This is a genomic window from Thiobacillus sp. 65-1402, from assembly GCF_001897685.1.
Taxonomy (GTDB): domain Bacteria; phylum Pseudomonadota; class Gammaproteobacteria; order Burkholderiales; family Thiobacillaceae; genus Thiobacillus.
The window spans coordinates 1-4,596 of sequence record NZ_MKUG01000198.1; the positions used below are offsets into that span (position 1 = coordinate 1).

At 68.1% G+C, this 4,596-nt stretch carries 5 protein-coding genes and 2 pseudogenes; 2 read left to right on the top strand and 5 right to left on the bottom strand.

Going from position 1 to position 4,596, the window contains the following annotated elements:
- Window positions 1-600, top strand: a 600-nt coding sequence (locus BGO62_RS14535; protein WP_296643793.1) for a response regulator transcription factor, incomplete at its 5' end; no start/stop codon positions are given.
- Window positions 597-1,973 (top strand): ATP-binding protein, encoded by a 1,377-nt coding sequence (locus tag BGO62_RS14540; protein ID WP_296643795.1) that lies wholly within the window; start codon window positions 597-599, stop codon window positions 1,971-1,973. The genes BGO62_RS14535 and BGO62_RS14540, both read left to right, overlap by 4 nt.
- Before the next feature lie 29 nt (window positions 1,974-2,002).
- Here BGO62_RS14540 and BGO62_RS14545 read toward each other — a convergent pair whose 3' ends face one another.
- The 5 genes and pseudogenes from BGO62_RS14545 to BGO62_RS14565 form a co-directional block, all read right to left on the bottom strand.
- On the bottom strand, window positions 2,003-2,341 hold the full coding sequence (locus BGO62_RS14545; protein WP_296643797.1) for a hypothetical protein: 339 nt from the start codon (window positions 2,339-2,341) through the stop codon (window positions 2,003-2,005).
- Between the two features lie 196 nt (window positions 2,342-2,537).
- A pseudogene (locus BGO62_RS16395) lies at window positions 2,538-2,756 on the bottom strand (copper-binding protein); the annotation flags it as partial.
- Window positions 2,757-2,769: 13 nt separating this feature from the next.
- The gene (locus BGO62_RS14555; RefSeq protein ID WP_296643799.1) at window positions 2,770-2,907 is read right to left on the bottom strand and encodes a hypothetical protein; all 138 of its coding nucleotides are present in this window, start codon (window positions 2,905-2,907) and stop codon (window positions 2,770-2,772) included.
- Between the two features lie 15 nt (window positions 2,908-2,922).
- Window positions 2,923-4,323, bottom strand: coding sequence for a copper oxidase (locus BGO62_RS14560; protein ID WP_296643801.1), 1,401 nt, complete (start codon window positions 4,321-4,323; stop codon window positions 2,923-2,925).
- An 11-nt stretch (window positions 4,324-4,334) separates the two neighbouring features.
- Window positions 4,335-4,596: pseudogene (locus BGO62_RS14565) on the bottom strand (RND transporter); the annotation flags it as partial.

The window sequence follows — 4,596 nt, forward strand, 5'->3', positions numbered from 1 at the left end:
TACGCCGTCGACTGGCTGCGCGACGGCGAGGCGGCGGTGGCCGCGCTGGGCGCCGAAAGCTTTGCCGCGGTGGTGCTCGATCTGGGCCTGCCGAAACGCGACGGCCTGTCGGTGCTGCAGTGGCTGCGCGGGCGCCACGACGCGACGCCGGTGCTGATACTCACCGCGCGCGACCAACTGGAAGACAAGGTGCGCGGGCTCGATCTGGGCGCCGACGATTATGTGCTGAAGCCGTTCGACCTCGACGAGATCAGCGCCCGCCTGCGCGCACTGGTGCGGCGCGCCCATGGCCGCCCGGAGCCGGTGCTCAGCCTCGGCGACGTCGAGCTGAATCCGGCGGCGCGCACGGTGACACGCGCGGGCGAAGCGGTCGAGCTGACCGCGCGCGAATTCGACCTGCTGCATGTGTTGCTGGAAAACGCCGACCGGGTGCTGACCCGGCGCACGCTGGAGGAGCAGCTCTACACCTGGAACGACGCGGTCGACAGCAATGCGCTGGAAGTCCACGTCCACCACCTGCGGCGCAAACTCGGCAACGATCTGATCCGCACCGTGCGCGGCGTCGGCTACACGGCGTCGCTGCGCCCGCCCGCCGCATGAACCCGCCTGCGCCCTATTCCCTGCGCCGCCGCCTGGTATGGCTGTTGACCAGCGCAGTGGCGGCCATCTGGCTGCTGGCCGCACTCGCGGTCTACCAGCGGGCGCACCACGAAGCGGACGAAATGCTCGACGCCCAGCTGACGCAGGTTGCCGACACCCTGCTGGCGATCGTGGCAGGCGGCGAGGTCGAACATTTCGTGAAAGAACTGCACGAACACGCCCACCGCTACCCGGTGCCGATCGCCTTCGAAGTGTGGCTCAGCAAGGACGGGGAGGCCCGACGCCTGGTCGCATCCCCCGGCCACGGCGGATTCGCAACGGGGATAACGGCAGGCTTCAGCGAACATCGCCACCTCGGCGCGCATTGGCGTCTTTATGCGGTGCAGGATGACGACGCCGAATACCGGGTGGTGGTCGGCGAGGCCCATGCCGCCCGCGAGGGGCTGGCGCGCGAGATGGGCTTGTCGCTGCTGCTGCCCGCCACGCTGGCGCTGCCGCTGATGGCGCTCGCGGTATGGTGGGGGGTCGGCCGCTCGCTGCGGCCGGTGGACGACGTGGCACGGCAGGTCGGCGCGCTCGACGCCCAGGCACTGGCGCCGCTCGACGAGTCGGCGCCCTTGCCGAGCGAAATCGCGCCGCTGCGCGCCGCGCTCAATGCGCTGATCCGGCGCGTCACCGAGGCCTTTGAAAACGAGCGCCGCTTCACTGCGGATGCCGCCCACGAACTGCGCACGCCGCTGGCAGCCTTGAAGATACAGGCCCAGGTGGCGCTGCGCGCGCAAGCAGCCGACGGCCGCCAGCACGCGCTGGCGCAGGTGATCGCGGGCGTCGACCGGATGACCCATCTGGTCGAGCAATTGCTGACGCTGGCGCGCGTCGACCCCGCCAGCCAGGGCAGCGTGCCGCCGCCGCTGGACCCTGCCGCGATCGTCACCGCCGTGTGCGCCGAGCTGCTGCCGCAGGCGCAGCGCCAGGGACAAACCCTGGTGGTCGATGCGGCGCCCGGGTGCGCGGTTGCGGTGACGGCAGCATGGCTGCAGGTCGCGGTACGCAACCTGGTGGACAATGCCCTGCGCTACGCGGGCGCGGGAGCCCGCATCGAGGTGCGCCTCATCCGCAGCGGACCGGCTTGCGCAATCAGCGTCGCCGACAATGGCCCCGGCGTCGCAGCGTCTTCGCGGTCGCAGTTGAGCGCGCGTTTCGTGCGCGGCGAGATCGAGGGCGATGGCTGCGGACTGGGCCTGTCCATCGTCGCGCGCATCGCCGCGCTATCGCGTGCGCAACTCGAACTAGGCGACGGGCTGCCGCGCGCGGACGGCGGCCACGGACTGGCCGCCACGCTCCGCTTCGACAACGCGTCGGGCCCGGCCTGAAACGCTATCCCCGGCGGCGTGCCGCCGCTTCAGTAGCCGTAGCCGCCGCGCCCGCCCGGGCCCATTCCCTTGCCGTCTCCCGGGCCCATGCCGGGGCCGTGGTCAGCGGGCGGCATGTCGGGCAAGCGCTTGCCCTGCGCCTTGGCGCGCTCCTGCATTTTCCGGTGATGCTCCTGGCGGAAGGCCTCGCGCTCCTGCTCGGTTTTCAGCGCGCGCATGTGGTCGCGATACTCGGTGCGCTCCTGCCGCGTCATCATTTCGGAACCGTAAACGCGTTCGCGCGCCAGCATATGGGAGTCGGCGGCGGCCGGCAGGGGAACGCCCAGCGCCATGAGCAGGGAAAAAGCCAAGATCGATAGGTGTTTCATCGCAGTCTCCTGTGCAATGGGGGAAATGCTCCCGCACGCAAACCCAGGCGCATCCGGCAGCACTCTTGTTCAATCTAGTCCATAAGCCCCCATTTCCTAACCCTACTGCACGGGTAGGATCGCCGTCACGGTATAGGCGCCGCTGAGTTTTCTCGACCTGGAATTTCACCGTGTCGCCTGTCTTGACGGTGTCCAGCAGCGCGCGGGGCTGCACCTGGAACACCATGGTCATGGCGGGCATGTCGAGGTTGGCGAGCGGGCCGTGCTTGAGGGTGATCTTGCCGCTGGCCGCATCGATTCTGCGCACCACGCCATCGCTCATCGCGCTGTCCGCGGCGGCGGACGTGGCGTGGGTATCGGCATAGAGCGGCGGCGCGAGCGCCAGTGCGGCAAGCAATGGAATCAACTGCTTCATTTTTCGCTTCCTTTCATGGGGGTGACGGTGAGGGTGCCTCGGCCATGGCGAGGGCAATGGTGCAAGCCGGCTGGGCGGCTGTGCCGGCGCTGCTCCAGCCGGTCTGTTCGGCGGCGGCTGTCAGGACGGTCCGCAGCAGGGTGGCGTTCATGTCGTCTCCTTTCGTTCAGTGGCCGGCATGACCGGCGGGTTTGCGCACCGTCACCTCGACATCGCCCGGCGCGCCCTGCGGCGAAGCGGCTTGCGGCGCGCGCACCGGCGCGGCCAGCTCGCCGCTGTATTCATGCGCCTGCGTGCCGGCCGGATGGCGGTACCAGCCGGGATCGGAATAATCGCCGCGCGGCTGATCGCGCCGCACCTTCATCACCGTGAACATGCCGCCCATCTCCAGCGGGCCGAACGGCCCCTGTCCGGTCATCATCGGCAGGGTGTTGTCGGGCAGCGGCATTTCCATTTCGGCCATGTCGGCCATGCCGCGTTCGCCCATCACCATGTAGTCCGGAATGAGCTTGTTGATCTTGCCGGCGATGCCGCTGTGATCGACCCCGATCATGGTCGGCACCGCATGGCCCATCGCATTCATGGTGTGATGGCTCTTGTGGCAGTGAAACGCCCAGTCGCCCTCTTCCGTGGCCAGGAAATCGATCTGGCGCATCTGCCCCACCGCGATGTCGGTGGTCACCTCCGGCCAGCGCGAGCCTTTGGGCGTCGGGCCGCCGTCGGTGCCGGTGACCTCGAACTCCACCCCGTGCAGATGGATCGGATGGTTGGTCATGGTGAGGTTGCCGATGCGGATGCGCACGCGGTCGTTCAAGCGCACATTCAGGCTGTCGATGCCAGGAAAGGCGCGGCTGTTCCAGGTCCACAGGTTGAAATCGAGCATGGTGTTGACCTGTGGCGTGGCGCTTCCCGGCTCGATGTCGTAGGCATTGAGCAGGAAGCAGAAATCGCGGTCGACGCTTTCGATCAGCGGGTGCCGGCCCTTGGGGTGCGTCACCCAGAATCCCATCATGCCCATTGCCAGTTGCGTCATTTCGTCGGCATGCGGGTGATACATGAAGGTGCCCGGGCGGCGCGCGACGAATTCGTAGACGAAGGTCTTGCCCGGCCGGATCGGCGGCTGCGTCAGCCCGCCGATGCCGTCCATGCCGCTGGGCAGGCGCTGGCCGTGCCAGTGGATGGTGGTGTGCTCGGGCAGGCGGTTGGTGACGAAAATGCGCACGCGATCGCCCTCCACCACTTCGATGGTGGGGCCGGGGCTCTGGCCGTTGTAGCCCCACAGATGCGCCTTCATGCCGGGAGCGATTTCGCGCACCACCGGTTCGGCGACGAGATGGAATTCCTTCACCCCGTCCTTCATCCGCCACGGCAGCGTCCAGCCGTTGAGCGTCACCACCGGGTTGTAGGGCCGCCCCGACGGCGGCATCAGCGGCGGCTGGGTATCCGGCTTGTCCATGCTGACGATTTCGGGAAGCGCCGCCATCGCCACGCTGCTGGCTGAAGCGGCACCGACGCCGGCGGCCGCGGCCGCGCCGGTGAACTTGAAAAAATCACGTCTTGAAATCATGGAAAATCCTTTCAATGCCCGCCCGTCGCCGCGGCGGGGGCAGAGGAAACAGAGGTGGGCGCGACGGTTTTGCCGGGCGTGCCGAGCAGCGCCATCCGCAAGTCCGCTTCGGCCAGCCAGAAATCGCGCTGCGCGTCGATGGCGGCGTTGACCGTGGCAATCTGCGAACGGGCGTCGGCCAGCAGCTCGAACACGCCGATCAGCATGCCGTTGTAGCGCAGCAGGTTTTCGTCGGAAATGCGTTTTTTCAGCGGCACCACCTCGTCGCGCAGG

Bases quoted from the DNA above. Each gene is read 5' to 3' on its own strand.
- BGO62_RS14540 (WP_296643795.1), top strand. From the start codon at position 597: ATGAACCCGCCTGCGCCCTATTCCCTGCGCCGCCGCCTGGTATGGCTG.
- BGO62_RS14545 (WP_296643797.1), bottom strand. From the start codon at position 2,341: ATGAAACACCTATCGATCTTGGCTTTTTCCCTGCTCATGGCGCTGGGC.
- BGO62_RS14555 (WP_296643799.1), bottom strand. From the start codon at position 2,907: ATGAACGCCACCCTGCTGCGGACCGTCCTGACAGCCGCCGCCGAACAG.
- BGO62_RS14560 (WP_296643801.1), bottom strand. From the start codon at position 4,323: ATGATTTCAAGACGTGATTTTTTCAAGTTCACCGGCGCGGCCGCGGCC.